The following is a 21,721-nucleotide window of genomic DNA, read 5'->3' as shown; positions in this document are numbered from 1 at the left end:
ACCACATATAGTGGTGTGCTTTCCCATCTGAGCTACAATGGCATGCACAGGGCACCAGCTCCCTTCCGCTACTATAACGACAAGCGATAATCGGTAGTAATCACCCATACTACACGGGTTGTAGTCACCCATACTGCATGGGTCGTGAACCTGCCATGGATTCAGTTCACATGTGCAGACAGGGCTGGTGTTGCTATCTGCACCTATACCGTGTGGTGGAATCGAACCACCCATACGTCCTATCACGGCTACCTTTAATTTTTTTGAAAGGGAAATCAACTTGGCAATCGATTACTTTAACATAATACAATGGACCGTTACCGCTGAGTTACCGCTCAATTACCGCTTTTATAAACATGTAGATCATAAAAATGGTCATACTTATCAAATGCATCCGCAAATTGATTTAGTGCTTCTGTCTTTAACTCGTTGTACCTAGTGTGTTCATAGCCAATTAACGTTTGCATGTTGGCGTTGCTAACATGGCGAAAGTAGCATCCTTTTATAATTTTCTTGCTCATGGCGTCGCATCCATCAACGGCCTTATGTACATTACACACGATGGTTTCAGCGGTTAGCTGGCGTATAATGTTGTTTTCTGCTGTGTTAGTAAAGTTTGGTGACTTGGGTTGTCCATCACTCATCGGTGATTTTAAGGCAGTTGTGTCAGTTTCTGCATAACGTTTGAATTTAGGATACTGCCGTTCGAAGAAAGTTCGTACTTGCGCTGCTGTCTTATCCCTGTCTACCTCAGGAAAGAGTTTGTCGTAATCAATTGCCAATTTGTTGCCCTCCACTTTAACTGATATACTTAGACCTGTCAGAGTTTTAGTAATCAGTCGTCCTCGTCGAGGGCGGCTTTTTTTGTTTATGAAGCAGTTATTTTGTATTGTTATTGACTTTTGAATAAGATGAACTTGTCAAATGTATTAGTAGCTTACGTCACTTTGTCAACGGAGGTGATTTTATGAAAGCTTTAGATATTACTGCGTTAGTTCTGTTAATTATTGGTGGCTTAAACTGGTTGCTAATCGGCGCCTTTAGCTTTGATCTAGTTGCTACCATATTTGGAGGCCAAGGAGCCATGCTTTCCAGAATAATTTATATACTGGTTGGCATCAGTGCCATTTATTGTCTTCGTTTCATCGGCTTGATTAACGAGCCTAAGAAGTAAGAACGTTTGTGGCCACACTTATGTGGCCTTTTTTATTCAAAAGATCGGAGGCTAACTAATCATGAACATAAGAATGTCCCGTAAAAGATTCAGCTGGTTGCTACTACTGTTGTGGATAATAGCAGTGGAGTTTATTGGAATCCTATCATCCCTTTTTGCTGGCAATATCAAAGCCATGTACGAAGGACTTAACCTACCCGTGCTTTCCCCACCATCTTACGTATTTGGACCTGTGTGGACAGTACTATACGCTTTAATCGGTATCGCTGGATATTTACTTGTGTATCATTCCACTAGTCCCAAAGAATTACGAACAAACCTTTTCCTCTTCTTCGGACAGCTATTCCTGAATTTTATCTGGAGCATTGTGTTTTTCGGAGGAAGTAACTACTGGGTAGGTGTAGCTATTATTATCGCCCTGGTTGCCGTCGTCTTTGCCTGCATTAACATCTTCCACAAGACAAGTACACTAGCATCATACTTGCTAGTGCCCTACGTAATTTGGATTACATTTGCCACATATCTTACTTTAGGAGTGGCAATTTTAAATTAATCCATACCTACTTTGAAATAACCTTTGAAACCTACCTAAATGGTGGGCTTTTTACTTTTCAGATTAAACCCACACCTATCCATTAACTTTCTTCCACACATGGGGCAATTTTGTAGGTAGCTCTTAAAGTCGCTCACCATGTCGTCAAACTCTTGTTGCGTTAGCAATTGATCGTAGTCAGTCGTCAAATCAACATGGCTGTTTCCGTCCAGCATGCCGCTAACCTGTAATGCTTCTCGTACAGTATGCTCGGTTAACATCGGTGTTTTGATCCGCTTCCGTTTGCCACTGGTAACAACTAAATCGGAACCAAACCCGCTCATAACAGACACTTGTTCAAAATGAATTTCGTTTACATAAAAGATTCGATTCAGATAATCTAATGCGGCTTGTAATTGATTTCCAAAATAATAAAAATCATCAAGGGGATAACGAAGCTCAACCTGACCGTCTTTCATTTCCTCAGCAAACTGTTTGCTAACACCATCTCTCAGCAGTTCTCTCGCAATGTTTTTAACTCCGTACGCTTCGATTATTTTCATCTCCCTCACTAACATGCCAGTCGCCCAGCCGAAGCATCTCCGCGATACCTTGGTCAACTCGCACACCCTTTACTTGATATTTATTCATGAACGTCGTAATGCCAATCCGGTGTTGCTCCATGTGATGGCCGCGACACAATGGCATAACGTAACGTCCAACGTGGCTCATCGTTCGCCGGTTATTACCCATGCCGACCGATTGAATATGTGCAATATCAGCGTGGCGCTGGCAAATTGCACACCGTCGGTATTTAAGTCCGTAGTAGCTCAATGCGTAGTCACCAGTAATGGCGTCCATGGTCTGCGTAGCAAACGGAATGTCTTGCTGCAAACAGAAACCAATCAGGTAATCAATGAACAACTGTGCGATTTCAATTCCGCAATTGCTCAATGAAAACTGCTCAATCCCATAGCTAATACAAAACTCCTCTTTACGTTCAGCCTTGGTAAGCTCTGGTAGGTAGTTTCCCTGAAACTCGTCTACATCCCGTAGTAACGCATAGATTTTCCGGCGTTGGTCAACAGTAATCATCCGTGGATCATGGACTAAAAACTCAACTTTTCCGCCCTGGTCTTTGCCCAGTTGCCGAAGCTCATGTGGCTCTAACCCTGTCAGTGGTTCAATTGTCAGCTGCTTATTAGTGGTCCTTACTAGCCGCCCGAACAAGTGCATTGGTCCCATCTTTTCCATCATGTCAGCGCCCAATTTCTTTCTTGATGACTGGTAAACGTGATTTTAACCATGTTTGTGATCTGCCCAAATTGGCGGCCATGACCGAAAAACTGAAATCACCACGCTTGACCATGTAAGTCAGGGCATAATGCTCCTGCTTCGTCATATCAATGTCACCAGAGTCATTCGGTAGCTCCTCGGCGATTTCTTTAAGCACATCCGTAGGTATATTCGAGATACTGCCATACGTGTGCTCACGAGCTCTTACAAGTTTCATAAAATTATTGTTGCGTGACATGGTTATCCCTCGCTCTTACTGCTCCGCTTCGTGCCCAGAACCTGTACAGCCACATCAAGCAGCCGATACGGTTCTGACGACGCCAAGCTCCCGTCGTGTTCGCGTGTAATGGTACTAATACTGTTGTATTTTGTGCTGAACAAAATGTACCGGGTAAAGATTTCGTTAACTCCCACCACAAGGGCGACATCGCCGCCCATAAATTTGATCCATTCACCTACCTTGACGGGCAAATTACTAAATTCTTTATCGATTACTTGAGTTGTCATGATTGCTTTTCCTTTCGTGTTTAAATCTCTGCTGAGTGTGGATCTGACACTCTGAACAGAGGAATAGTTGGCCCAGTCACCGGAGCTTTACGTGTCTGTGGAACCTTTGCCTGCCGCCTTTTCTCAAGCTCCTGCTCAATCTGCGGTAGCGAAGTTAAATTCTTGCCGGCCCAGTTAACTAGAACAGTGTCCATGTATTTAAGGCTATATGCTTGGTTAAGCGTTGCTTCACGCAAAGCCACTTGAACGATTTCAGGTTTAAAGTGATCCTCATCAAACCAACGAGCAATCGTCTGCATCTCAATGGGGCTGAGAGGACGACCGAACTCTTTTTCAATTTGGTTGAAAGTTTCTTCGCGCGCGCCCGTGTCATTCTTTAATTTATTACTGTCGTCATCGTCAAGTTCAAAACCGTTTGGTTTGGTTTGGTCTTGTTTAGTTAATGTGTCCGTTTTGTTGTTCGAAGTGTTGTCCGTTGTGTTAACCGAAGTGTTATCCGTTTTGTTGTTCGGAGTGTTGTTCAATATGGACAACACTACTTCATCAGTGAGTTCCATAATCTGGTAGCGAGGTGCTCTACTAGAGCCACGACTTTTATACTTTAAGAAGCTTTTCTCAATTAGCTGTTTACGGCTACGCTGAAACGCCGATTGAGATAGCCCAGACAACCCTTTAATTTCATCGGCAGTACAAGTGAATGACTCAATCCATCCCAAAGTGTTGTTCTTATGCAATAAAGCAAAGTACAGCATTCTGGAAGGTGCAGTGAGTTCTGCGCTTCCTGCAATCCTGAAAAAGGTGTTTATCTGATTGATGTAGTTCAAGCCGACACCCCCTTACAAATAATGACTGTCATGAATTTCATCGATTTGACTAGTTAGCTTGCAGTAATCACAATGTTCACATCGTGAGGGCCGCTCGTCGCCAGCAATCAATTTATTCACTTGGCCTTGGTAAGACCGGATGACATCATAGTCTTCTTCGAAATCGTTCTCGTGGAACTTGTATAATGCCGCTTCTGGTGTTTTCTCTTTCGAGATAGCCACAATATACGGCGTGAACTTTCGTCCGTACTGTTCTTCTAGCAGTAATTCATAAACCCCCAGCTGTAATGAGTAGTTGTACTCATCAATGAAATTGTGCGGGTTCCTGTAGGTTCCGTAGTTCTTGTGAATGTCTCGGGTCGTTTTTAGATCAACGAAATAGTTTTGATCAAGGTTCAGACAATCAATCTTCCCCTTCCAAGGAGTGCCAAACACATCCCCGGTCACAACAACTTCCTTTTCACCCTGATACAGCCCGTTAAACACGTCGTCATGCTCTAACTTGGTAATCATGCCTTCAACTAACGTGAAATCGGCCCGTAACTCACCCTTTTGTGTCATGAGCTTCTTTTTGTTTGCTTCAATAAAAGCTCGATGTGCCTGAACTGATTCGAAATAGCTGTGTAAAAAATTGCCTTGTAGAAGTGCCGTGCCAAAATCAGGTTTGTACTCACCTTTGATTTCTGCAACAGCCTCCGCTTCACACGCAACAAATTTCTTAAAAAACGTCGGAGACAACCACGCCTTGTCCGTCCATGGCTCGTAGTAATTAGCTTGGGTTAGTGATGGGTTTATTGTCGAGGAGGTCAGTTTGCTTTGCGTCTTCGGCACCACCATCGTTTTCATCTCCTTGTCTCTTGCCCGTTGCTTCTTTACCAGCTTCTGCAAAGCCATTCAGTTCTGCTTCCTCAGTATCCGGCGTCACATCTTTAATCTCGGTGTTTGATTCTGGCGTGATTTCATCAGAAGTAACCGCCGTCTGCATCTCAACGCTTAACGGTCCCCAAGTTGTTAACATGCTCTTAATGACTGTTTTACGGGCCATTTGGTTGTAGTGGTCACCCCACGGGCTACCCTTCTTGGGTGTTTGACCGCCAGCGGCCTTTGAGAACTGCATACGATGATCTTCCATTTGCTCACGGGTCCAATAAACATACTTTTCAAAACCGTTGTTCAGTTTAAAGTAACCAGCAAACCCAATAGCATCTTCATTCTTGTGTGAGCCATTAACTGGTGAGTAACTAAGTTCTTCCGTCAGAGGGTTCCAATTGATCAATTCACCCTCATAGACAGGAATCGCATTCAATCGAACGTAGCGTCCTGAACGCTGTGCTAGTTGGATGTACCCTTTGTAACCAATTTGTGGTTGGGCGTGCCCACCATAAGGAACCAAATATACATATCCGAGATTCTGATCGATTGGCAAGTCTAATGTTGCAGCAACCATGGCTGAATTGATGACTGACATTTGATCGACCTTGGCCAATGACTGATTAGAATTAGTAATGTTAATTAAAGAAGTAGCAAATTGCGTTGCCTTTTTTCCTAAAGCTCTGTGAAACATTTCTTGTACCTTGTCTTGAGCAACTAACTGCTTCATCGGTACGTTAGATAGCTGATTGTTCATAATTATCCCTCCGTAGCGATCATGAAGAACGCCTTTCCTTCGTCATTAATCCGGTCAACCAGGTCAACTGCCACCGTGTCACCATAGGCCGCAATCACATCCATCATATTGACTTCGTTATCGAGTAATTGCTGGCCGGTGAAGCTAAAGGCTCCAAACGTGTAAACACGATCTGGCAACACCTGTCGTTCAAATTCTGTTTCAGTCATTGCGGACGCCTCGTTTCCGTGATAATCTTTAAGTACGAATATTTATCTGTGTTACCTAGTCGTAAACCATTGCCGTGGTTTGCGGCTTTTTTGTTACCCAAAAAATTCTTGCGACCAAACACCACATTGCTTAACAATGCCGTTGATAACGTGTTGGACTTTGGCAGTTTTAGCATCAAATAATTCTCCCTTCCGTAGGCAGTTAAATAGTTCCTTTAAAATTTCCCACGTGCCGATAGTTAACATGATTTTCATGATCATAATCATTTGCTATAGCCTTCCTGCCCATCTAAGAGCATCTTCAAACGGAATATCCCACCGTCCGCCAATCTTGTGGCCGGGCATCGGGTTAGTTGTTTGCTGCAAATATCGAATAATAGTTGATGTTGACCGGTGCAACGTTGCAGCCATTTCAGCGGCATTGACATGTTTTTGCGTCGCTTTTTCGATCTTGGTCAACTTCCTAACTGGTACCTCACTGCGTACAATGTTCATATTTTTACCCTCTTTATCCACCAAATTGTTTGTTGTAATCATCGATTGCCGCCTGAATGTCAGCGCCGGTATATTCACCCGACGAGATCAACTCATTAATTTCCGAGCCGATTTCTTCAGCGAACTCCTTGGCCCAACAGTTAATAATGTCCCAGTCTGCCGACTTTCTCTCTTGCGCCGGAATTGCCATGGCAACAAAAGCATCACGTTCAATCTGCATACGTTCTTGCTCCTCGCGGTGTTGATTAACGCTAGCCGCGAACATGTCGGTCCTTAATTTGTCTGATTTAAAAAATGAAATTGTGCCAAAATCAGATCGTGCTGATGAAAATGCCAATCTAATGTTGCTTGTAACTTCAACAGCAACCTTCTTAACGTCATTAGGCACATTGGCTGCGCCTTTAAGGTATTTACTGATGGCAGGCTGTGTTCGGTACGATTCTTGGGCTAACTGCTTCTTAGATCCTTTAATAACCCCTAGCGCTAGGCTCAATTGTCTGACGTATTTAGCGTCTGCCTGCAACGTAGTCACCCCCTTTCAATTTGGCCTACTATGAATTAACCAGTCCGGCCGTTATGATTTAGTTATGGTTAAGCAAAGTCATACGCTAATTCTTCTGCTTCACGTTCTGCTACACCTTTTGAAACAGCTAAAACATTCTCAGCAAACTCTTGGTCATGCTGGCTTAGCAATGTAACCAATTCGTCAACAGTGTGTGTGGCGTCATTAGCGTTAATCATTTTCGCGTAACTGCGTACTTCTGTTTGTGACATATAATCACCTCCTTTGAAAATTGAATAATGTGCCACCTCTTATGCGATAATTAATGCAAAGGAGGTGATATAAATGAATGATGATGAATTAACAAATGACGAAAAATACTATCTATCTGTTCTGTACAAAGAATATCTAACACGGATAAATGCTGGTACAAACAAAAAAGAAGCAAAATTTTTCGATAATGTAGTTACATTGAATGCTTCTCTTTTCCCGGAGTGGTCAAGAAAAGAGATTTCAGAAATAATAGATGAATTAAAGGACGCCGGATTTGCTACTTGTGAGCACTACATGAACTATGCTGGTATGGCATCGGAAATCAAGATAACATCCAAGGCCGTTGCTTACGGCGAACAAAAATTCAAACGCAATTTGAACTCTGTTATAAACGGCATCGCCACTATAAAAAAGCTCATCCTTTAGCAGATTGGTTATGCACAAACCAGTCTTTAGCCACAAGATCGTTCACGTCTGGAATCCATCCCCAAAGGATGGGTTCTGTTTTTTTAAAGGGAACCATTAAAATTCCCGCTGGTGTATTAGTTGGAATAAGTATTCCTCTCGCCGGAATCCCAGTCTTTCTTCTAATTCCTTTGCCTTCACGCATTGCTTGTTTAATTGCCTTGTCAATCTTCACTTTATTTCGTCCTCCTACGTGTTCTGCCTTTCAAACTACGTAAACGAGTTTTTATCTACTTAGAGTAGTCAAAAGCGTCAAAAAAAATTTTCTCTTTCGGAATATCAAAGTAATCTTCGATTTTTTGCATCATTCTGGGTCGTGGCGTCCTTTTTCCAGATTCCCATGCAGTCACGTTTTTTTGATTCGTTCCTAAAGCAAAAGCCAACTGCATTTGTGTAAGTCCTTTGTCTGTACGTAACTTTGATAGCATATTGCTCATAAACTCGCCTCCTTTCAAACTACTATAAGTAGCTTATGAGAATAATATATACTACTTTAAGTAGCTTGTAAAGAAAAAAAGCTACTTTTTGTAGCTTTTAACCAAATATACTACTAAACGTAGTATATTTACTACATAGAAAGGAGCCAATTATGTTTCCGGAACGGTTAAAAGAATTAAGAACTGAACGGCGCCTCACTCAAGAAGAACTTGCATCCAAAATCAACGTTTCATCAAAAACTGTCGGTGCGTGGGAACGAGGAACTAGAAAGCCTCCGGTTGAATCTGTCTCCGATTTAGGACGTTTTTTTAATGTCTCAACTGATTATCTTCTTGGCAATTCAACAGATCGCCAAGAAGTTGATTTAGATAAGCCAGGTGCCATCCTTCGCTATAATGGTCGACCAATTCCTCCCGATGATTTGGAGGTGATCAAACGTATTCTAAGGAGCGTTGAACATGGAGATAAGTGATGTAGTCGATGATTTAGTTTGTTACGCTTATTCAGAGGACATCAATGTCATTTGGTCTGATGAACTTGATGAGAATACTCCAAGTGTTGTTTCAACTAAATTACGAACCATCATAATGAATGACAAGGTAGGCAGAGACGTTGCTATGGAATTGGCACACGAAATCAGCCATATTGAAAATGGCGATGATGAAACAGCTATACTCCCATTCTCGGCCGCTAAAGAGGTCGATTACGGCATAGAACATGACGCTAATCTTTGCGCTATTGATATGCTACTACCGTACTACCTAGAGGATTTTGAAATTGATCCAACACAAATAAATGTAATGGGATTTATGCGGCAATTTGGCATTCCATTGCATTTTGAGAATTATATTCGTGAAAAAATAAGCAAAACATACGCCTGGTAACTTAACGATCTAGACCAAGAAAAGATGTCTTTAAAAGCTAACTTCATTAAAAGGGGATTTACATGAGCACTCTAGAGAAGCACAAGAAACAAATTATTTGGGGAACTGTAACTACCATTATTGTTTTATTCATCATATTTGCAGGGATTGCTAACGCAAAACCAACTCTTCATGTTTCGGCGAAGACAATTTCGCCTGAAGCAACTTTAAGGGGAACTGCTGCAAGAGAATCCACCATTTACTTCAAAAACGAAAAAGATAGTGATGACACAACCCATGTTTCCACAGATAAAAATGGAAAATTTAGCATTGACACTCTCACAGCCAATTCTACCTATAAAGTATTCGCACAAAAAAATGGAAAAAAGAGTGAAACCATTAAAGTACACGTGCGTGATTACTCGGATAGCTCCGATGACGACACAACTACTGATTCAAACGACGATACAGATAACGACGACTCCACAGATACTGATGAATCAAGTGACAGCGATTCAGAATCAACAGTGAATACAGACGATTACAATACCGGCGTAACCTACGATCAAATTGCCCGTACTCCGGATGACTACAAAAATAAAAAGGTTACTTTTTCTGGCGAAGTTGCCCAAGTCCAGGAAGACGACGGGAATACCACGGTGAGAATTGCAATTGATGGCGATTACGATCAAATGGTCATTGCAATGTTTGATTCTTCTGCCACTGACGGAAGCCGAGTTCTAGAAGATGATAATGTTACCTTCTATGGAGTAAGCAGAGGAATCATTGATTATAACTCAACTATGGGTGGTAAAATTTCTGTTCCTGGAATCAGGATTGATAAATTAACAGATAACGGTCCATCAGGTAATTAATTCCACTAAATAATCGCCCTCCTGGGCTTTTATTTATAAGCAAAAAAGAACATATGTACCCCAAAAAGGAGAAAAATTATGACTGAAATTGAATTTAAAGAATATTTGGAAGCAAACTCCAACATCAAAAATATGTACTGTGAACAGGCACTAACCTTTCAAGTCAAACGAAATAACGCTAGGCCCGCTGCCAAGCGATGGAATGAAGCTAAACTCGATCATGCCGTCGAACGAATGTATAACCCGACTGTTGAGCAAATCTATAACCAGATTCAAGCTGCTATCCAAAATAAAAATGCCACCAGTAAGGATTGGCAGCATTTTTTGCAAAACAAAAATGTGTTTGAAGACATCGAGGAATCAATGACAGAAATCCAATTCTAAGTATTTCGACAGGGAGATTTTTTTATGGCATCTTACAGAAAATACACAGATAAAACTGGAAAAGTTACATGGCGTTTCCAAGTATACGTAGGCCTTAATCGGGCAACTGGAAAAAAGAAAAGAATAACTCGAAGCGGATTCACAACCTTAGCAGCGGCTAAAAAGGCCGCTAAAGCTCTAGAGGCCAAAATTTCTACAACTAACACCGAGTATAGCGAGCCCTCGCGAATGCTTCTACAAGATTACTTCAATTTGTGGGTATCAAAATATAAAACAAATGTTAAAGAAGGCACCATGATTATTCACAGATATAACATTAAACACTACATCAATCCCAACATTGGCCGTTACCGACTAGATCAATACACAGCACGTGACCATCAAGATTTTATTAATTCCTTGTTTACAGCTCCTGATTTTGGGCGTTCAAAGCAGGGCTTATCTTGGAACACGGTCAACGTAATTAATGCTACTGTTTCAAACGCGCTTCAAAAAGCGGTTAAATTAGGACTAATTGAAACTAATCCAACTTCAAGTGTCGAATTTCCACGCAAATTTAAGCCCAGCGCCAAAAACAAAAAGCTTCATTACTGGTCAGTCAATCAAGTAGATGAATTTTTATCATGGGCATCATATGGTGGTCGTGATCCTTTTTGGTACTTATTCTTTTTGACTATCTTCGACGCTGGTTTGCGTAAGGGTGAAGTTATGGCTAGACGTTGGGAAGATATAGATTTTCGCACCGGTATGCTAACAGTTAATAGCACCCGTTTATATCGTGCCGAAACCCCTGAAACGGTGGTCATTGATGATCCAAAAACCGATCATGGTTTTAGGAAAATTCCTATGACCCCACGGCTTTTTAATGCCTATCAAGAATACTATTCGTTTAAGTACGCTCAGGACACTGCGCTTATCGCCTCCCCCAATGGTCATCTACACGATAAAGATTTTATTTTTACGTACACGAAAGGACGTAATGTTGGGCGGGCAGTGCGGGCTCGTGCTGTGGAAACCGCATTTAGCGCGATAACTAAATTAGCCCAGCTTCCTAAAATTACGGTTCACGATGGGCGGCATACTTACGCAGTTCATTTACGACAGGCAGGTGTACCTTTGGAAGACATCCAAGACCTCTTGGGCCACATTGATGTTGAAACCACCAGAATCTATGCTGAAATCTCCCCAATTGTAAAAGAAAAAGCCGTCCAGAAACTGAACGACTTTTACTCAGAACACAACGCAAGTGATTTTGGCGCTTCCTGATCCTACTGCTTGAAGATAAGCTAAAATCGGCTAGGGGAAACATCAAAGGAAATATTAAGGCGCTTCGTTGAAAGATTAGGCCTACATATTTGCGTGATCAAAAACTATCTATCCCTTACTCCTGCACACGTTTCTGAATTTCCTTTGTTTGTTCTTCGAAGCCGGGCTTTCCAAGTAATGCAAACATGTTCGTCTTATATGCTTCAACCCCTGGTTGGTTGAATGGGTTGATTCCGTTCAGGTAACCAGAGATCCCAACAGCAATTTCGAAGAAGTAGATCAGGTAACCCAATGAGTATTCCGTTTGGTCAGGAATGTGAACGGCCATAACCGGAACATCACCATCAGTGTGAGCCAACGTAACGGCGCGGAAGGCTTGCGTGTTCACGTAATCCATTGTCTTTCCTTCAAGGTAACCGATTTGGTCCAAATCGCTGTCTTCTTCAGGAATGTCAATGTCGTAATTTGGCTTATCAACCTTCACAACCGTTTCCATCAGGTTCCGTCGACCCTCTTGGATATATTGCCCCAATGAGTGTAAATCCGTTGAGAAGTTTGCACTTGATGGGTAAATGCCCTTTTGGTCCTTCCCTTCGGATTCACCCATTAGTTGCTTCCACCATTCGGAGAAGAAGGCCATGGTTGGTTCGTAGTTTTCAAGCAATTCCGTTGTCTTCCCCTTACGGTATAAAATGTTCCGTAAAGCGGCGTAACGGTAGGCATCGTTTTCCGTTAATTTGTCTGAGGTGTAGGCAACAGAAGCATCGGCGGCCCCCTTCATCAGTTGGTCAATGTCAGCACCAGAAGCGGCGATTGGCAATAAACCAACGGCACTCAGAACTGAGAAACGACCACCAATGCCATCAGGAACGACAAATTCTTCGTAACCTTCGGCATCTGATTCTGTCTTCAAAGCACCACGAACACGGTCCGTTGTGGCGTAAATCCGGTCTTTAGCACCGGCTGCGCCATACTTTTCAATTAACTTGTCCTTGAAAATCCGGAATGCAATGGATGGTTCCGTTGTTGTCCCAGACTTCGAAATCACGTTAACAGAAAAGTCACGGTCGCCAATAACGTGGATCAAATCATGCACATAGGAAGATGAGATGGAGTTCCCGGCAAAGAGAACTAACGCACCCTTCCGTTCACTGGCTGGTAATGCCGTGTAAAATGCTTCATTTAAAAAGTCAATGGCAGCACGGGCACCCAGGTAAGAACCACCGATTCCGATCACAACCAACACTTCTGAATCGCTTTGAATCTTCTTAGCAGCAGCCTTGATCCGGCTGAATTCTTCCTTATCATATTCAGTGGGAAGATCGATCCAGTCGCGGAAGTCAGCGCCTGCACCTGTACCATTCCGTAGTTCTGAGTCTGCGGCGGTAACCATTGCCTGCATTTCACCCAGTTCATTGTCTTGAACAAACTTCTTCAGATTGGAACTATCAAACGAAATATGTGCCATGCTTTTTCTACCTCTTTCTTTCTATGATTACGATTACAAGTATACACTAAAACGGCGACAGGTGGGCAATGAAAGCCAATTCATAAATTGGTATATACCAAAACCAAATGATGCTTACGGTGTAGAAGCCCACTGTTTAAACACCTAGACCAATTAAAAAAACTTTGGTCTAGGTTTTAAAAAAAAGACCGCTGAACAATTTGTTCAGCGGTCTTTGCTTTTAATTCTAGTTTACATGGTTCCTAACATGATCCCACCGGCAATGATCAGTACCGATCCAATCACAATGTTAACCATTTCCCAGTGCGTCTTCCGTTCGCCCAAAAGCCAAATTGAACCAAAGGTGGAAATGATGATTCCCATTTGGGCCATTGAGTACGCAACGGCCAGCCCCACTTTAACGGTCGCTAAGAACATAAACAGGTTCCCAGTTCCCCAGAAGAGCCCGGTAATGATGTTCTTCCATGTTGGCAACTGCCACATCTCACGACGAGCACCAATCATAATCACAAACACCAACGCACCGATAAACATTCCGATTGATTGTGGTAACACAACAGCATGGGTGAACTTCGTTGGGTCACCAACGCCGCCCCACTTTTCAAACGACTTAATGATCCCGGTGTAAATGACGTAACCAACGGTTGAATATGTCAATGCTCGAGCACCGGCTGCCGTGTTGTCACTTTCTTCGGGCTGAACATTCCGTTTATCCCGCCGTGACGTTAAGGTTGCACCAATGATCAACGCAATGACAGCAATCGTGCCAAGGGTGTACTGCTTACCAGTCACCCATTCATGGAAGATAAGTACCCCAACCAGCGCGTTCCCGGCCAGTTGCAGTCCTGTTGACAGCGGAATCGTTTTGGACACCCCAATGGCCTTCATTGCAGTAAACTGACCACTTTGACCAACGACCCACAACAATCCGGATAAGGTCCCAGCGATCCACACCTTTGCGTCGAGTGCTGGCTGGTAAATGAACCAGGCGATGATTCCAAAAACCACGGCGCCCATCGTCATTCCTAACGTTTGTTGAGCAGCTGAGCCACCCAACCGTCCTGAAACAAGACCAATACTCCCCCAAGCAACAACGGGGATCAGTGCAATAAGAATACCCATGATTCAACGTTCTCCAATTCTAATTCTCTCAATGTCTTTTTATGCAGTACGATTCAATTAGTCGGTTACAATGGCCGCTGTGCTAGCAACCTTGGCGGAATCCGTCAGGTCGCTGTCATCGGCAAACCGTAATGCCAGTGAGGAAGCACCGATCACACCGGCGTCATTTCCAAGTTTAGCCAAGCGTAGTTTTGTTGAGGCGCGAACCGTTGCGAAAGCCTCTTTTTGGAAGTTTTCGTCAACAAGATCCAACAGGAATTGGCCCGCAGCAGAAACACCACCACCAATAACAATGTAGCTTGGGTTTAACACATTCCCAAGGTTGGCAACGGCCAATCCAAGGTATTGGCCGACTTTCTTCGCCACTTCGTTTGCCAAAAAGTCACCCTGCTTGGCTAAATCAAAGACAATCTTAGCGGTAATTTCATCACCGTTATCAACCATCTTCTTTAGCTTAGAATTACCAGCATATTCCTCAGCAAAATCATGTGCTAAATGAACGATCCCGGTTGCAGACGCGTACGTCTCTAAACAACCGTGTTTCCCACAGGTACATAAATAACCACCAGGTTGAACCGTCACGTGGCCAACTTCACCACCGGCACCGTTAACACCATGCTGCAAACGACCGCTGGCGATGATTCCACCACCAACCCCGGTTCCTAATGTAATGAAGTCCACGTCAGCTTCGTTATTACCTGCACCCTTCCAGCGTTCACCAAGTGCAGCAACGTTTGCATCGTTATCCAACGCAAACTTCATGTGTGTGCCAGCTTCGATCTGTTCCTTCGCATTCTGAGTGGTCTTCCAGTTCAGGTTGTAAGCCGCTGTTACTGTTCCGGCTTTAAGGTCAACCGTTCCCGGCGTTCCCATTCCGATCCCAACAAAATCGGCCGCAGCCATCTTGTACAAATCCAGGTGGTGATTAATAGATTGGATGATGTCAGGAATGATGTGTGATCCCTCGTCTAAGATGTTCGTTGGAACGCTCCATTTTTGTTGAACATCGCCATCCAGTGTTAAAATCGCAAATTTGATGGTTGTCCCGCCAAGGTCAACCCCAATCAATTTCTTCTTAGCCATAACTACATTCTCCTTAAGTCGCTCAATCTAATCGATCCTGTAAAAGGTTTACGGTTTATTCTCTTACAATGTAAGCGTTTTTACAAGCCTTTTTTACACATTTGTTCAAAAAATGTAACCGATAACATTATCGAAACACAATCATTTAAAGGATTCACGCCGCTGGCATAGACCACGCCATTTCAAAATCAAAAAGAAAAAAATTTTCATTGTCAACTGACCATTTTGGTGCATAAAAACAAACAACGCCCTGACTTTTTAAGTCAAAACGTTGCGTCATTGTTCACACTAATTTGGTTCAATAACCAGTGAAACAATTTTATCATCTTTTAATGTGAAGCGAAGCGGACCAGTTCCGTTAAAGCCTTCACCAGTTACCGTAATGTTTAAGATCCATTCAGTCGCCGATACCTGTTCACTCCCCACAACTTTGAACCGTGAGTGTTTACTGATATTATCGGACTGAATCCAGCCAGCCACTGCTTTTTGACCGTTATATTCGTTTCCCCAGTCGTTCACAGACCCATTTTCTGCAAACGTTGCCAACATTCCGGCCGCGTCCTCTGCATTATTTGTTTCCACAAACGTCGTTAATACTTCAGGAATTGCCATTTCGTTTCCTCCATGATGCATCATTATTAGGATCATTCACGGGTAGTATACAATATCCTTGTTCAAAACTGAATAATTAGCACCGTTTTAACAAAACAAAAAGGTCACCCATTTAATCATGGGTGACCTTAAGTTTAATAAGTTAATGCTTAGAAGTGGATGTAACCAGCAGCTTCGCTAGTTGAGATCGTCCGTGAATGTGAAGGTAGGCCTTCGAAGTTACCTTCGATGATGTTAACCGTACCGTTCCCGTTAACGCCAGTTACGTAAGCAACGTGCATGTAACCGAAGTAAGCAACTGAACCGGCTGTTGGTGTGTTGTTAACAGCAATTCCGCGAGCGGCAGCTGAAGCGCCCCAGGCGTTACCATTACCTAAGTAAGAGTATTCACTGGCTGAAACACCTTCAGAGCCCAAAATTGCGGCAACGAATGAAGTACATTGGCCAGCTGGGTACCCGGCATAGCCATTGTAGAAACCGGCCTCACCGGCAGCAATTGCGCCAGTACCAGCAGCAACAGTTTGTGTTGACGTTGTTGTTGTGTTAGTTGTCGTTGTGACATTTACATTGGTTGGTGCTGCGGCAGCTTGTGAAGCTGGAGCTTGGCTAGCTGCTGGCGCTTGACTAGCTGCTGGTGCTTCACTGGCAGCTTGACTAGCTGCTGGTGCCTGACTAGCAGCACTTGCAACTGACGTAGCAGCTGATGGTTGTGCGTCAGAAGTTGCTGAGGCAGCTGACGTTGCTTGACTAGCAGCTGAAGGTGCTTGGCTAGCAGCACTTGCTTGGCCAGTTGTGTGCAATACTTGACCAATGCTCAAAAGACCATCAGCACTTGATAAACCATTAGCGTTCATCAAGTCAGCAACAGAGACACCGAGCTTTTCACTGATTGTTGATAACGTGTCACCGGATTGAACCGTGTAGTCACCGTTAACATCAGTCTTAGCGGCTTGTGAAGCAGCTTGGCTAGGAGCAGCTTGTGAAGTCGTTGATATCTTGCCATCAGGAATGATCAGCGTTTGGTCGATTTGGATCAAAGCTGGGTTGTCCAAGTGGTTTGCCTTGGCAATGGCATCAATTGTTGTGTTGTTCTTTTGAGCGAAAGCCCAAACAGTATCACCCTTGATTGTCTTAACAGTTGATGCATTGGCAACGCCGGCAGTAGCTAATAAACTAACTGCAACCGTTGAAGTAAGTAACGTAGCTTTTAACGCTTTATTCATTCTTAAAATTCACTCCTAAAGTTTTCATTGTGACAATCTTAGTTACGATTTCTCTAAGATTTCTTAATTACCTAACAGGTTATATTTAACTACGAGATCACCTTAATTACCATTACAAGGAAATTACAATCATATGTCGCAAACTTTCACGAATTAATAGTTAAGGATTTATATTTTATTTTCGCTCACTTTGCCCGTTATTGTCGAACCTAAACCTTTTCATTTCGATGACCTCAATTCCCTGCCATGAGTGGCCTAGTTACAGTCAAGTTTGGTAACATAATCAGTCAATTTAATTGTGTTCCCACCTTATTTAATAAAAGCCTAGACGACAAATCATCCCGCGCATTTATTTTCAAGTTTGCTTCGTTTGAGCAACTAATTCACGAAAAAGTTAATCAGCGGCAATGCTAAGTACAGGCCCATGGCAAGTCCAGGCAACCACCAAGCCAGTCCGATAAGGGCAATATTAATGGCAAGTGTGATTGCGACAAGCGTGAGCACTTTTCGGTCTGAATAGTACGTTCCGGTTGTTTGCTTGTCCCATAGCTTCCGATGACTTTGTCGTGTAATCACCAGTTGGAACAAACTTGTGATCAAGTAGACGACACCAAGATTCAACACCGCAACTCTGGACGTATCGTTAATTACCCACTTGGTCATAACTGGCAGTAACGATAGTGATACAAGGTACAAAAAGTTGATCGTCAAATCTGTTTTATTGAAGGCTTTCACGATCGCGTATGCATTATGGAGTTGGTACCAAAAGCCTCCAACCATAAAAAAGCTGATGATAAAAATACCAATGGATTTTAGAAACATTAAGTAGTTTCCCTCCGTTGGTAACGGAATCTCCAAAACCATAATCGTAATAATGATGGCAATAACGGCGTCGTTAAAGACTTCCGTATGTTCCCGCAGCTTCTGCCCATCATCTTTTCGCAACGTTGCGATTTGTTGGTGCAACTGCTCAATTTCAGTTTGACTCTTCGCCATAAGTTTTAACCCCGTCCTTGTAAATGTCATTAAAAAAGAGCCAGGAGATTAGCCCTGGCCCTCATAACTTTGGTGATTGCTATGGATGTGACCACAAACAATCATGAATGGAGGTGGCGGGGATCGAACCCGCGTCCAAGCATATCGCCACCCGAACCTCTACGCTCATAGCTAAACCATTTAAAGTTCACTGACCAAAACGCCGTTTAGCAAGGCAACCGTGATCAGCTAAGTCTGATTAATCTCTTCTGCGCACTTCAGACGGGAGCTTGCAGCGTAACCCATATTTTTGAGACCCGCAACCCGCAACCTGGGCCGTAACGGACGGATCTACGTCAAGCTACAATTAAGCAGCTAAAGCGTAAGAATTGTTATCTTTTGCAGATAAAAATTAGGTAGCGTTTTTACGTGGCCGCAACCCACGAAGCGCAGTTCAAGCTCGACCTATACCTGTCGAATCCAGAACACCCCCAAAAAGGTGCGTCATTATCATACCACGCACCGTGGTAAACGTCTACGTTAACGATTATCACCACAAAAAAACCGTTGGCGTGAATCTTTCATCACGACAACGGTTTATAACGCCTCATTTGCGTTCATCAGCCGGTAAAGACTCCGACGATCAACCAGAGGTTTAGGATAATTAAGATGGCAGTGACTAACCACGCGGTCCACTTAACCCACGCTTTGTTTTTAAACTCACCCATCAAGTTTTCGTTACTGGTGTACATAACTAGTGGCACCATGGCAAACGGCAATGCGACACTCAAGAATACCTGTGAAAATGTCAGCAGGTTTTCAATTTTCGCTTCATCACCCTTGTAGATAACAGCAAAGATCAACACCGGTGTGATGGACATTAACCGGGTCAGTAACCGTTGTGCCCAGAGTGGTACCCGCAGGTGAATGAACCCTTCCATGATAATTTGACCAGCCAGGGTCCCGGTAATGGTTGAACTTTGACCAGAAGCCAGTAAGGCAATGGCAAACAACATACTCAGGATTGGACTCGCAATGGCACCAACGATCTTTGAGTTGCTCAATGCGTTGTAAAGGTCAACGAAGCGCCCGAGATCACTCTTCGTGCCAAAGAACAGTGCGGCCCCCAAGATCAACAGTAAACAGTTAACCACAAAGGCTAACGTCAATTGAATGTTTGAGTCAGCCACCGTAAACCGAATGGCCTTTTTCACGCTATCGCGGTCGTTCCGATCCAACGCCCGCGTTTGTGAAATGGATGAGCCAAGGTACAGGTCATGGGGCATAACCGTTGCCCCCACGATCCCCAAGGCCAAGTACAGCATTGGTTTATGCGTCAACATTTCACCAGGATGTGGGACGAAACCGGCCAAAATTTCCGGAACGTGTGGCTGGGCCAGGATAACTTCGTATAGGAAAACAAACAGAATGACGGCCACAAGGGTTGCAACCACCGCTTCAATTTTCCGGAAGCCCATTTTCATTAAGAATAATAATAGCAAGACGTCAAACGCTGTAATGATCAACCCAACAATTAGTGGGAACCCAAACAGTAATTCTAACGCGATCCCAGACCCAATAATTTCGGCCACATCGGTCGCCATAATGGCTAATTCAGTAATGACCCACAGGAAGATTCCCATCCCCTTGGAGGTTCGTTCGCGGGTAATCTGTGCAAGGTCTTTTCCGGTAACAATTCCCAGTCGAGCAGACATCGCTTGCAGCAACATCGCAATCAAACTCGACATCAGGATCACACTGATCAGTGCGTATTTATACTGTGCCCCACCGGCAATTGATGTAATCCAGTTACCTGGATCCATGTAACCAACGGCGATCAAGGCTCCGGGCCCCGTATAAGCCATCAACGTCCGGAAATATCCGGCGTGTTGTGGCACGAGGATCGACCCGTTAACCTCATCTAAACTTTTGGCATGGTCCCCTGTGGTGTTCACAAAGCGATCTTTATCACCATGCTTCTTATCGTGCTTCTTGCTCATGTTCGTGCCCTCTTTTCCGTTTTGATCCCTGATAAATCAGGTCTAATCCTTTAAAGATGGTCGCTAGCGTTGCTTCATCAAAAAACAGATCAATCCCCCAGTGGCGGCTTTGATTAGCTTTTTGCTAATTCAACGTAACATCGGACCGTTGGCCCCGTTAAACTTATTTATTTACCGATTCCAAACGTTCACTCCGTCTTTGAGAAATTTGTGACTCTTTCAAGCCCTGTAATACTATGTGCCGAAACCGCCGAAATTACAAGCCCCAACGTTCATTTGAAAGTGGTTACAATTGATTTTTTTTAAAAAAAAGTTTCGCCATCACTAACTTTTCACTTTTTTCAATTTGCCGACCAATAAAATAACACGACCCCTTTCCCATGATTTAGGAAAAGGCGTCGTGTTAATCGCTGCATTCAATTAATGACACGTCTCAATAAACGAACTCATCGTGTCAATCCGGTCGAAAATGCCGTTGATCATCAACGAATCGGGACCATTAGCCCTGTTGACAATCGGGCCGACCATGACTGTTTAGCTATCCTGATGGTTCTCGTCGGCAAACCGATCACCAAAGGCCCGGATAAACTTCAGCACTTCCTTTGCCTGATCCTCACCAAACGCGTTGATCCAAGAAGTAAATCGCCGGGTAACACGCTCACTAATAACATGTTCAGCCTGTTCACCCTTCGCTGTTAAGCTGAGATTCATCCGCCGCCGGTCATTTACGTCTGCCACCTGCTTGATGAGTCCCTTCCCGAGTAGCGTCCGGATCTGTCTGGACACGGCACTCCGCGTCACCGCTCTGCGCGCCGCAATCTCCATCAAGGTTAAGTCCGTCTCACGCGAAACATCATGCAAAATCAAATACTGTTCAAATGAGATGTGATACTCCTCAGCGGGACGTGAGACAAATTCATCGAGGTACTTCAAAAAATGAATGTACACATCAATCGATTCATTGAGTAAATCGTCGTTAATGGCCCCCGTCTTTTGCTGGGAGCCGTTTACACGACGTTCATCCGATCCTTGTTCATCGGCCATTCTTGTTCCTCCACTTCTTAGCGCGGTCGGACGTTAGCGTCTTGACCATCAACCGGTCGTTCTATTCCTATAATTATAGTCAAGATTGAGCAAACGCCCACTAAAAACACTTTTAAATCGCGTTTTCTGCCGTTCCACTGCGACATTAACCGCAAGTCTGCGCAGGAAAAGAGGTCGTGGCGACCGCTCGAAGCAGGATCAGAGTTCTCAATAACCTAAACATGACACCTTTATCAGTATGGCTAACCACACAGCTCGTTTTACCTTACTTTCGCCATTGCTTGGGGCTCCATAAGGTTCCCTCCATGGCGCCACGCAAACTATCAATTTCATCCTGCTGGGTCTTTAACCGCTCAATGGCTGCCTCGATCACCACTTCATTAGCTGGTGTTTTTAACGCCGTCAACTGATCAATGATCCAAGCACTCTGATCCTCCATGAACACACCTCCCAAATGATCCTTG

At 43.6% G+C, this 21,721-nt stretch carries 31 protein-coding genes and 1 other RNA gene; 8 read left to right on the top strand and 24 right to left on the bottom strand.

What is annotated here, in order from left to right; genetic code table 11:
- Positions 1-335 precede the first annotated feature (335 nt).
- Positions 336-782 carry an ArpU family phage packaging/lysis transcriptional regulator gene (locus ACKTR5_RS04955; RefSeq protein WP_407879685.1) on the bottom strand — a complete coding sequence of 149 codons (447 nt, stop codon included), beginning with the start codon at positions 780-782 and terminating at the stop codon, positions 336-338.
- A gap of 185 nt (positions 783-967) precedes the next feature.
- On the opposite strand from ACKTR5_RS04955, the gene ACKTR5_RS04950 reads away from it, so the two are divergent.
- Positions 968-1,174, top strand: coding sequence for a DUF378 domain-containing protein (locus ACKTR5_RS04950; protein ID WP_407879683.1), 207 nt, complete (start codon positions 968-970; stop codon positions 1,172-1,174).
- A 73-nt stretch (positions 1,175-1,247) separates the two neighbouring features.
- Complete coding sequence (locus ACKTR5_RS04945; protein ID WP_407879691.1) at positions 1,248-1,727, top strand: TspO/MBR family protein; 480 nt, start codon at positions 1,248-1,250, stop codon at positions 1,725-1,727.
- Between the two features lie 35 nt (positions 1,728-1,762).
- On the opposite strand, the gene ACKTR5_RS04940 is transcribed toward ACKTR5_RS04945, so the two are convergent.
- The 11 genes from ACKTR5_RS04940 to ACKTR5_RS04890 form a co-directional block, all read right to left on the bottom strand.
- Entirely contained in the window at positions 1,763-2,269 is a 507-nt protein-coding gene (locus tag ACKTR5_RS04940; RefSeq protein ID WP_407879681.1) for a hypothetical protein, read from the bottom strand.
- Positions 2,241-2,963 carry a putative HNHc nuclease gene (locus tag ACKTR5_RS04935; protein WP_407879680.1) on the bottom strand — a complete coding sequence of 241 codons (723 nt, stop codon included), beginning with the start codon at positions 2,961-2,963 and terminating at the stop codon, positions 2,241-2,243. The genes ACKTR5_RS04940 and ACKTR5_RS04935 overlap by 29 nt, the downstream gene beginning before the upstream one ends.
- Position 2,964: 1 nt before the next feature.
- Positions 2,965-3,240 (bottom strand): hypothetical protein, encoded by a 276-nt coding sequence (locus ACKTR5_RS04930; RefSeq protein WP_407879678.1) that lies wholly within the window; start codon positions 3,238-3,240, stop codon positions 2,965-2,967.
- Positions 3,241-3,242: 2 nt separating this feature from the next.
- Positions 3,243-3,509 (bottom strand): hypothetical protein, encoded by a 267-nt coding sequence (locus ACKTR5_RS04925; RefSeq protein WP_407879676.1) that lies wholly within the window; start codon positions 3,507-3,509, stop codon positions 3,243-3,245.
- Between the two features lie 20 nt (positions 3,510-3,529).
- Positions 3,530-4,333, bottom strand: a complete 804-nt coding sequence (locus ACKTR5_RS04920) for a DnaD domain-containing protein (RefSeq protein WP_407879674.1) — start codon at positions 4,331-4,333, stop codon at positions 3,530-3,532.
- Positions 4,334-4,345: 12 nt separating this feature from the next.
- Positions 4,346-5,221, bottom strand: a complete 876-nt coding sequence (locus ACKTR5_RS04915) for a PD-(D/E)XK nuclease-like domain-containing protein (RefSeq protein ID WP_407879689.1) — start codon at positions 5,219-5,221, stop codon at positions 4,346-4,348.
- Entirely contained in the window at positions 5,103-5,960 is an 858-nt protein-coding gene (locus ACKTR5_RS04910; RefSeq protein ID WP_407879672.1) for a recombinase RecT, read from the bottom strand. The genes ACKTR5_RS04915 and ACKTR5_RS04910 overlap by 119 nt, the downstream gene beginning before the upstream one ends.
- Before the next feature lie 2 nt (positions 5,961-5,962).
- The gene (locus ACKTR5_RS04905) at positions 5,963-6,169 is read right to left on the bottom strand and encodes a hypothetical protein (RefSeq protein WP_407879670.1); all 207 of its coding nucleotides are present in this window, start codon (positions 6,167-6,169) and stop codon (positions 5,963-5,965) included.
- 270 nt (positions 6,170-6,439) lie between these two features.
- Positions 6,440-6,706: a hypothetical protein gene (locus tag ACKTR5_RS04900; protein WP_407879668.1), complete on the bottom strand. Its 267-nt coding sequence runs from the start codon at positions 6,704-6,706 to the stop codon at positions 6,440-6,442.
- Positions 6,678-7,187: a hypothetical protein gene (locus tag ACKTR5_RS04895; protein WP_407879666.1), complete on the bottom strand. Its 510-nt coding sequence runs from the start codon at positions 7,185-7,187 to the stop codon at positions 6,678-6,680. Before ACKTR5_RS04895 ends, ACKTR5_RS04900 begins: the two co-directional genes overlap by 29 nt.
- A 68-nt stretch (positions 7,188-7,255) precedes the next feature.
- On the bottom strand, positions 7,256-7,438 hold the full coding sequence (locus ACKTR5_RS04890) for a hypothetical protein (protein ID WP_407879664.1): 183 nt from the start codon (positions 7,436-7,438) through the stop codon (positions 7,256-7,258).
- A gap of 73 nt (positions 7,439-7,511) precedes the next feature.
- Between ACKTR5_RS04890 and ACKTR5_RS04885 the strand changes: the two genes are divergently transcribed.
- Positions 7,512-7,865, top strand: coding sequence for a hypothetical protein (locus ACKTR5_RS04885; RefSeq protein ID WP_407879662.1), 354 nt, complete (start codon positions 7,512-7,514; stop codon positions 7,863-7,865).
- Here ACKTR5_RS04885 and ACKTR5_RS04880 read toward each other — a convergent pair.
- Together ACKTR5_RS04880 and ACKTR5_RS04875 are read right to left on the bottom strand one after the other, a co-directional pair.
- Positions 7,855-8,079 (bottom strand): Thoeris anti-defense Tad2 family protein, encoded by a 225-nt coding sequence (locus tag ACKTR5_RS04880; protein ID WP_407879660.1) that lies wholly within the window; start codon positions 8,077-8,079, stop codon positions 7,855-7,857. The genes ACKTR5_RS04885 and ACKTR5_RS04880 overlap by 11 nt on opposite strands.
- Before the next feature lie 55 nt (positions 8,080-8,134).
- Positions 8,135-8,341, bottom strand: a complete 207-nt coding sequence (locus ACKTR5_RS04875) for a helix-turn-helix transcriptional regulator (RefSeq protein WP_407879659.1) — start codon at positions 8,339-8,341, stop codon at positions 8,135-8,137.
- A gap of 152 nt (positions 8,342-8,493) precedes the next feature.
- On the opposite strand from ACKTR5_RS04875, the gene ACKTR5_RS04870 reads away from it, so the two are divergent.
- The 5 genes from ACKTR5_RS04870 (at position 8,494) to ACKTR5_RS04850 (ending at position 11,730) form a co-directional block, all read left to right on the top strand.
- Positions 8,494-8,814, top strand: coding sequence for a helix-turn-helix domain-containing protein (locus ACKTR5_RS04870; RefSeq protein ID WP_407879657.1), 321 nt, complete (start codon positions 8,494-8,496; stop codon positions 8,812-8,814).
- Positions 8,801-9,226: a hypothetical protein gene (locus ACKTR5_RS04865; protein ID WP_407879655.1), complete on the top strand. Its 426-nt coding sequence runs from the start codon at positions 8,801-8,803 to the stop codon at positions 9,224-9,226. The genes ACKTR5_RS04870 and ACKTR5_RS04865 overlap by 14 nt, the downstream gene beginning before the upstream one ends.
- 62 nt (positions 9,227-9,288) lie before the next feature.
- Entirely contained in the window at positions 9,289-10,080 is a 792-nt protein-coding gene (locus ACKTR5_RS04860) for a hypothetical protein (RefSeq protein WP_407879653.1), read from the top strand.
- Between the two features lie 78 nt (positions 10,081-10,158).
- Positions 10,159-10,464 (top strand): hypothetical protein, encoded by a 306-nt coding sequence (locus tag ACKTR5_RS04855; protein ID WP_407879651.1) that lies wholly within the window; start codon positions 10,159-10,161, stop codon positions 10,462-10,464.
- 24 nt (positions 10,465-10,488) lie between these two features.
- The gene (locus ACKTR5_RS04850; protein ID WP_407879650.1) at positions 10,489-11,730 is read left to right on the top strand and encodes a tyrosine-type recombinase/integrase; all 1,242 of its coding nucleotides are present in this window, start codon (positions 10,489-10,491) and stop codon (positions 11,728-11,730) included.
- A gap of 115 nt (positions 11,731-11,845) precedes the next feature.
- Here the strand turns inward: ACKTR5_RS04850 and ACKTR5_RS04845 are convergent, their stop codons facing one another.
- The 10 genes from ACKTR5_RS04845 to ACKTR5_RS04800 form a co-directional block, all read right to left on the bottom strand.
- Positions 11,846-13,198: a glucose-6-phosphate isomerase gene (locus ACKTR5_RS04845; protein WP_407879648.1), complete on the bottom strand. Its 1,353-nt coding sequence runs from the start codon at positions 13,196-13,198 to the stop codon at positions 11,846-11,848.
- Between the two features lie 231 nt (positions 13,199-13,429).
- The gene (locus ACKTR5_RS04840; protein ID WP_407879646.1) at positions 13,430-14,320 is read right to left on the bottom strand and encodes a GRP family sugar transporter; all 891 of its coding nucleotides are present in this window, start codon (positions 14,318-14,320) and stop codon (positions 13,430-13,432) included.
- 57 nt (positions 14,321-14,377) lie between these two features.
- Positions 14,378-15,403 (bottom strand): ROK family glucokinase, encoded by a 1,026-nt coding sequence (locus ACKTR5_RS04835; protein WP_407879644.1) that lies wholly within the window; start codon positions 15,401-15,403, stop codon positions 14,378-14,380.
- Between the two features lie 288 nt (positions 15,404-15,691).
- Positions 15,692-16,015: a nuclear transport factor 2 family protein gene (locus ACKTR5_RS04830; protein ID WP_407879642.1), complete on the bottom strand. Its 324-nt coding sequence runs from the start codon at positions 16,013-16,015 to the stop codon at positions 15,692-15,694.
- A 149-nt stretch (positions 16,016-16,164) separates the two neighbouring features.
- The gene (locus tag ACKTR5_RS04825; RefSeq protein WP_407879640.1) at positions 16,165-17,238 is read right to left on the bottom strand and encodes a CHAP and LysM peptidoglycan-binding domain-containing protein; all 1,074 of its coding nucleotides are present in this window, start codon (positions 17,236-17,238) and stop codon (positions 16,165-16,167) included.
- 378 nt (positions 17,239-17,616) lie between these two features.
- A complete protein-coding gene (locus ACKTR5_RS04820; protein ID WP_407879638.1) occupies positions 17,617-18,234 on the bottom strand; it encodes a TMEM175 family protein in 618 nt (205 codons plus the stop codon).
- 105 nt (positions 18,235-18,339) lie between these two features.
- Positions 18,340-18,706: a transfer-messenger RNA gene (gene ssrA, locus ACKTR5_RS04815) on the bottom strand.
- 127 nt (positions 18,707-18,833) lie between these two features.
- Positions 18,834-20,213 (bottom strand): Nramp family divalent metal transporter, encoded by a 1,380-nt coding sequence (locus ACKTR5_RS04810; RefSeq protein ID WP_407879636.1) that lies wholly within the window; start codon positions 20,211-20,213, stop codon positions 18,834-18,836.
- Between the two features lie 534 nt (positions 20,214-20,747).
- Positions 20,748-21,257: a MarR family winged helix-turn-helix transcriptional regulator gene (locus ACKTR5_RS04805; RefSeq protein ID WP_407879634.1), complete on the bottom strand. Its 510-nt coding sequence runs from the start codon at positions 21,255-21,257 to the stop codon at positions 20,748-20,750.
- Between the two features lie 265 nt (positions 21,258-21,522).
- Positions 21,523-21,696, bottom strand: a complete 174-nt coding sequence (locus ACKTR5_RS04800; RefSeq protein WP_407879632.1) for a hypothetical protein — start codon at positions 21,694-21,696, stop codon at positions 21,523-21,525.
- Positions 21,697-21,721: the final 25 nt, after the last annotated feature.

This window comes from Furfurilactobacillus entadae (assembly GCF_045862745.1).
Classification (GTDB): domain Bacteria; phylum Bacillota; class Bacilli; order Lactobacillales; family Lactobacillaceae; genus Furfurilactobacillus; species Furfurilactobacillus entadae.
Note: the sequence above shows the minus strand (reverse complement) of the source record. Positions and strands in the feature narration are given on the sequence as shown.

What these genes read in the sequence shown, in the direction of transcription:
- ACKTR5_RS04855 (WP_407879651.1), top strand. Translation starts at nt 10,159, where the DNA reads ATGACTGAAATTGAATTTAAAGAATATTTGGAAGCAAACTCCAACATC.
- ACKTR5_RS04820 (WP_407879638.1), bottom strand. Translation starts at nt 18,234, where the DNA reads ATGGCGAAGAGTCAAACTGAAATTGAGCAGTTGCACCAACAAATCGCA.
- ACKTR5_RS04825 (WP_407879640.1), bottom strand. Translation starts at nt 17,238, where the DNA reads ATGAATAAAGCGTTAAAAGCTACGTTACTTACTTCAACGGTTGCAGTT.
- ACKTR5_RS04845 (WP_407879648.1), bottom strand. Translation starts at nt 13,198, where the DNA reads ATGGCACATATTTCGTTTGATAGTTCCAATCTGAAGAAGTTTGTTCAA.
- ACKTR5_RS04930 (WP_407879678.1), bottom strand. Translation starts at nt 3,240, where the DNA reads ATGTCACGCAACAATAATTTTATGAAACTTGTAAGAGCTCGTGAGCAC.
- ACKTR5_RS04870 (WP_407879657.1), top strand. Translation starts at nt 8,494, where the DNA reads ATGTTTCCGGAACGGTTAAAAGAATTAAGAACTGAACGGCGCCTCACT.
- ACKTR5_RS04900 (WP_407879668.1), bottom strand. Translation starts at nt 6,706, where the DNA reads ATGATTACAACAAACAATTTGGTGGATAAAGAGGGTAAAAATATGAAC.
- ACKTR5_RS04875 (WP_407879659.1), bottom strand. Translation starts at nt 8,341, where the DNA reads ATGAGCAATATGCTATCAAAGTTACGTACAGACAAAGGACTTACACAA.
- ACKTR5_RS04940 (WP_407879681.1), bottom strand. Translation starts at nt 2,269, where the DNA reads ATGAAAATAATCGAAGCGTACGGAGTTAAAAACATTGCGAGAGAACTG.
- ACKTR5_RS04910 (WP_407879672.1), bottom strand. Translation starts at nt 5,960, where the DNA reads ATGAACAATCAGCTATCTAACGTACCGATGAAGCAGTTAGTTGCTCAA.
- ACKTR5_RS04860 (WP_407879653.1), top strand. Translation starts at nt 9,289, where the DNA reads ATGAGCACTCTAGAGAAGCACAAGAAACAAATTATTTGGGGAACTGTA.
- ACKTR5_RS04830 (WP_407879642.1), bottom strand. Translation starts at nt 16,015, where the DNA reads ATGGCAATTCCTGAAGTATTAACGACGTTTGTGGAAACAAATAATGCA.
- ACKTR5_RS04925 (WP_407879676.1), bottom strand. Translation starts at nt 3,509, where the DNA reads ATGACAACTCAAGTAATCGATAAAGAATTTAGTAATTTGCCCGTCAAG.
- ACKTR5_RS04800 (WP_407879632.1), bottom strand. Translation starts at nt 21,696, where the DNA reads ATGGAGGATCAGAGTGCTTGGATCATTGATCAGTTGACGGCGTTAAAA.
- ACKTR5_RS04945 (WP_407879691.1), top strand. Translation starts at nt 1,248, where the DNA reads ATGTCCCGTAAAAGATTCAGCTGGTTGCTACTACTGTTGTGGATAATA.
- ACKTR5_RS04885 (WP_407879662.1), top strand. Translation starts at nt 7,512, where the DNA reads ATGAATGATGATGAATTAACAAATGACGAAAAATACTATCTATCTGTT.
- ACKTR5_RS04835 (WP_407879644.1), bottom strand. Translation starts at nt 15,403, where the DNA reads ATGGCTAAGAAGAAATTGATTGGGGTTGACCTTGGCGGGACAACCATC.
- ACKTR5_RS04810 (WP_407879636.1), bottom strand. Translation starts at nt 20,213, where the DNA reads ATGAGCAAGAAGCACGATAAGAAGCATGGTGATAAAGATCGCTTTGTG.
- ACKTR5_RS04840 (WP_407879646.1), bottom strand. Translation starts at nt 14,320, where the DNA reads ATGGGTATTCTTATTGCACTGATCCCCGTTGTTGCTTGGGGGAGTATT.
- ACKTR5_RS04890 (WP_407879664.1), bottom strand. Translation starts at nt 7,438, where the DNA reads ATGTCACAAACAGAAGTACGCAGTTACGCGAAAATGATTAACGCTAAT.
- ACKTR5_RS04935 (WP_407879680.1), bottom strand. Translation starts at nt 2,963, where the DNA reads ATGATGGAAAAGATGGGACCAATGCACTTGTTCGGGCGGCTAGTAAGG.
- ACKTR5_RS04905 (WP_407879670.1), bottom strand. Translation starts at nt 6,169, where the DNA reads ATGACTGAAACAGAATTTGAACGACAGGTGTTGCCAGATCGTGTTTAC.
- ACKTR5_RS04950 (WP_407879683.1), top strand. Translation starts at nt 968, where the DNA reads ATGAAAGCTTTAGATATTACTGCGTTAGTTCTGTTAATTATTGGTGGC.
- ACKTR5_RS04805 (WP_407879634.1), bottom strand. Translation starts at nt 21,257, where the DNA reads ATGGCCGATGAACAAGGATCGGATGAACGTCGTGTAAACGGCTCCCAG.
- ACKTR5_RS04865 (WP_407879655.1), top strand. Translation starts at nt 8,801, where the DNA reads ATGGAGATAAGTGATGTAGTCGATGATTTAGTTTGTTACGCTTATTCA.
- ACKTR5_RS04850 (WP_407879650.1), top strand. Translation starts at nt 10,489, where the DNA reads ATGGCATCTTACAGAAAATACACAGATAAAACTGGAAAAGTTACATGG.